This window comes from Gemmatimonadota bacterium, from assembly GCA_026706845.1.
In the GTDB taxonomy this organism is placed as follows: Bacteria; Latescibacterota; UBA2968; order UBA2968; family UBA2968; genus VXRD01.
The window spans coordinates 1-2,523 of sequence record JAPOXY010000221.1 but is presented as its reverse complement, the minus strand read 5'-3'; the positions used below and the strand labels follow the sequence as shown (position 1 = coordinate 2,523).

Genomic DNA, 2,523 nt, shown 5'->3' with positions numbered 1-2,523 from the left:
CTATCTCTACAACTGGAGCCGCGATCGCAACAATGTCGAAGAACCTGGCGCAGGTGTACTGTGCAGTGTTGCGACATATTTTTAGAACTTTGTGATTTTTCAGGTGTTGCTTATATTAAACATATGTTGCGGACAGCATTACTGACCCTGTCACAAGGAAAGACATCATGTCTCTTCTCGAAACGATCAATTCACCTGACGACTTAAAGTCCCTGTCAATAGAAGAATTGCACCAGGTCTGTGCGGAATTGCGGCAATATATCATTGACGTAGTGACTGAGATTGGTGGACATTTTGGATCCAGCCTGGGGGCGGCGGAATTGACGGTGGCTTTGCACCATCTATACAACACGCCTCAGGACAAAATTGTGTGGGATGTGGGGCATCAGGCGTACGGGCACAAAGTGCTTACCGGGCGGCGCGAAGCACTCAAAACCATTCGCCAGCCGGGCGGCATTAGCGGGTTCCCGATGCGATCAGAGAGCCCGTACGACACATTTGCCGTGGGACATGCGGGCACATCGATCTCCGCAGCACTGGGATTTGCGACACAGCGCGATTTGATGGGCGAAAAGCACAAAGTAGTCGCCGTTATTGGCGACGGCGCCATAACAAGCGGAATCGCGCTTGAGGGATTGAACAATGCCGGTGCATCCAATCGCGATCTGCTGGTCATTCTCAATGACAATCGCATGTCAATCTCGCCCAATGTCGGTGCTATTTCGCATTATTTGACGCGCATTATCACCGATCCGATTTACAATCGCGTGAGAGATCGGATCACAAACGATCCGCTTTACAAAAAAATCAAAAGAGAAGTCTGGAATTTGGCCGGACGCATTCCCGTCGTAGGCGAAAATCTGCGCCGCGCGCTGAGTGGATTCGAAGAGGGATTAAAGGGCCTGCTGGTACCGGGCATTCTTTTTGAAGAACTGGGATTTTTGTACCTGGGACCTCTGGATGGCAATGATCTGGAAGAGATGGTAAAAACCCTGAAAAATGTGCGGGATCTGAAGGGCCCTGTGCTATTACACGTACACACCATCAAGGGCAAGGGCGCAATTCAAGAAGATGAGGAAGACCCGTATGGTGCCGATTCGATAAAATACCACTCGATCAGCCCGCCGTCACCCAAGACGCCGCTACCCAAATATCAGACGGTTTTTGGCGAGGCAATGATCGAGCTTGCCAATAATGACAGCCGCATTGTAGGCGTAACAGCCGCGATGTCCGAAGGCACGAGTCTGGATATTTTTTCCGAAGCGCATCCCGACCGCTTTTTTGATGTCGGCATTGCCGAACAGCACGCCGTGACATTTTCAACCGGAATGGCACTTGAGGGCATGCGCCCCGTCGCAGCGATTTATTCCACCTTCTTGCAACGGGCTTACGACCAGATCATCCACGATGTAGCACTGCAATCGGCACCGGTGATTTTCTGTATGGACCGCGCCGGACTGGTGGGTGCAGATGGGCCCACGCATCACGGCGATTTTGATCTGTCCTATTTAACCTGCGTACCCAATATGATTGTAAGCGCGCCAAAAGACGGCGACGAATTGCGCGATTTGTTATACACGGCAGTGCAACAAGTCGATAACCCATTTGCCATTCGGTATCCCCGCGGCAACGTGCATACCCCGCTTACAGGGCGCGAACCCGAAGTCTTGAAAATCGGTTCGTGGGAAGCATTGGCCGATGGTGAGGATCTGGTTTTCCTCGCAGTGGGCACAATGGTAGATCACGCCTGTCAGGCGCGAGAAAAACTTATGGAAGCCGGCATCTCTGCCGCTGTAATCAATTGCCGATTTGTCAAACCCATGGATCTGGAAATGCTCGACGATCTGGCCGACCGCTATCAGATACTGATCACCGTTGAAGAAAATACCATCGAAGGCGGGTTTGGATCGGGCGTTGCGCGCTATTTGAGCGACCAGATGCGAGAAGGTCAGCGCGTACACACCCTGGGCATTCCCGATCGCTTTTTCCAACACGGTTCACAGGGCGCGCTGCGCGACGAAGCGGGCATCTCGCCCGAAGCAATTGCAGCAACCGCCCAGCGCGTTGTCGCACGAGAACCCGTTGAATATTGAGCGGCTCCAAAGATTACCCAATGCATCACATCACTGAATTCAAAGGATTCAAAGACGTTAGCATTGATCTGATGCGACCATTTACATTGCTGATTGGACCAAACGGCTCGGGCAAGACTAACGTCATTGAAGCAATTGAGTTACTTTCCTTTATCGCGCGCGGTCAACCCCTCTATGAAATTGCTGACGTCGGTCGCACCGAGACCGGCCTCCAGATTCGCGGTGGCCTACAGGCTTGTGGTCATATGGGCGAGGACATCTTCGCGTTAGGATTTGGAGCTTCTTTACGATTCGATGGTGTGTCCCAACAAGTCCTCTATAGAATACACCTTCGCACTAAACCACATTCTCAAATACAGTACGAAGAGTTAAAAATTGGTGACCGCGTAATCTACAAAACGTTGCCTAAGAACTCCGGGACAGCATCGCG

Annotated in this window: 2 protein-coding genes; both read left to right on the top strand. The window is 51.7% G+C overall.

The window, feature by feature from the left end:
- Positions 1 to 167: 167 nt before the first annotated feature.
- Positions 168 to 2,093, top strand: coding sequence for a 1-deoxy-D-xylulose-5-phosphate synthase (gene dxs, locus OXG87_20200; GenBank protein ID MCY3871878.1), 1,926 nt, complete (start codon positions 168 to 170; stop codon positions 2,091 to 2,093).
- 20 nt (positions 2,094 to 2,113) lie between these two features.
- The coding region (locus tag OXG87_20195; GenBank protein MCY3871877.1) for an AAA family ATPase at positions 2,114 to 2,523 on the top strand (410 nt) is incomplete at its 3' end.

Excerpts from the sequence above, each read along its gene's own strand:
- dxs (MCY3871878.1), top strand. The coding sequence starts at position 168 with ATGTCTCTTCTCGAAACGATCAATTCACCTGACGACTTAAAGTCCCTG.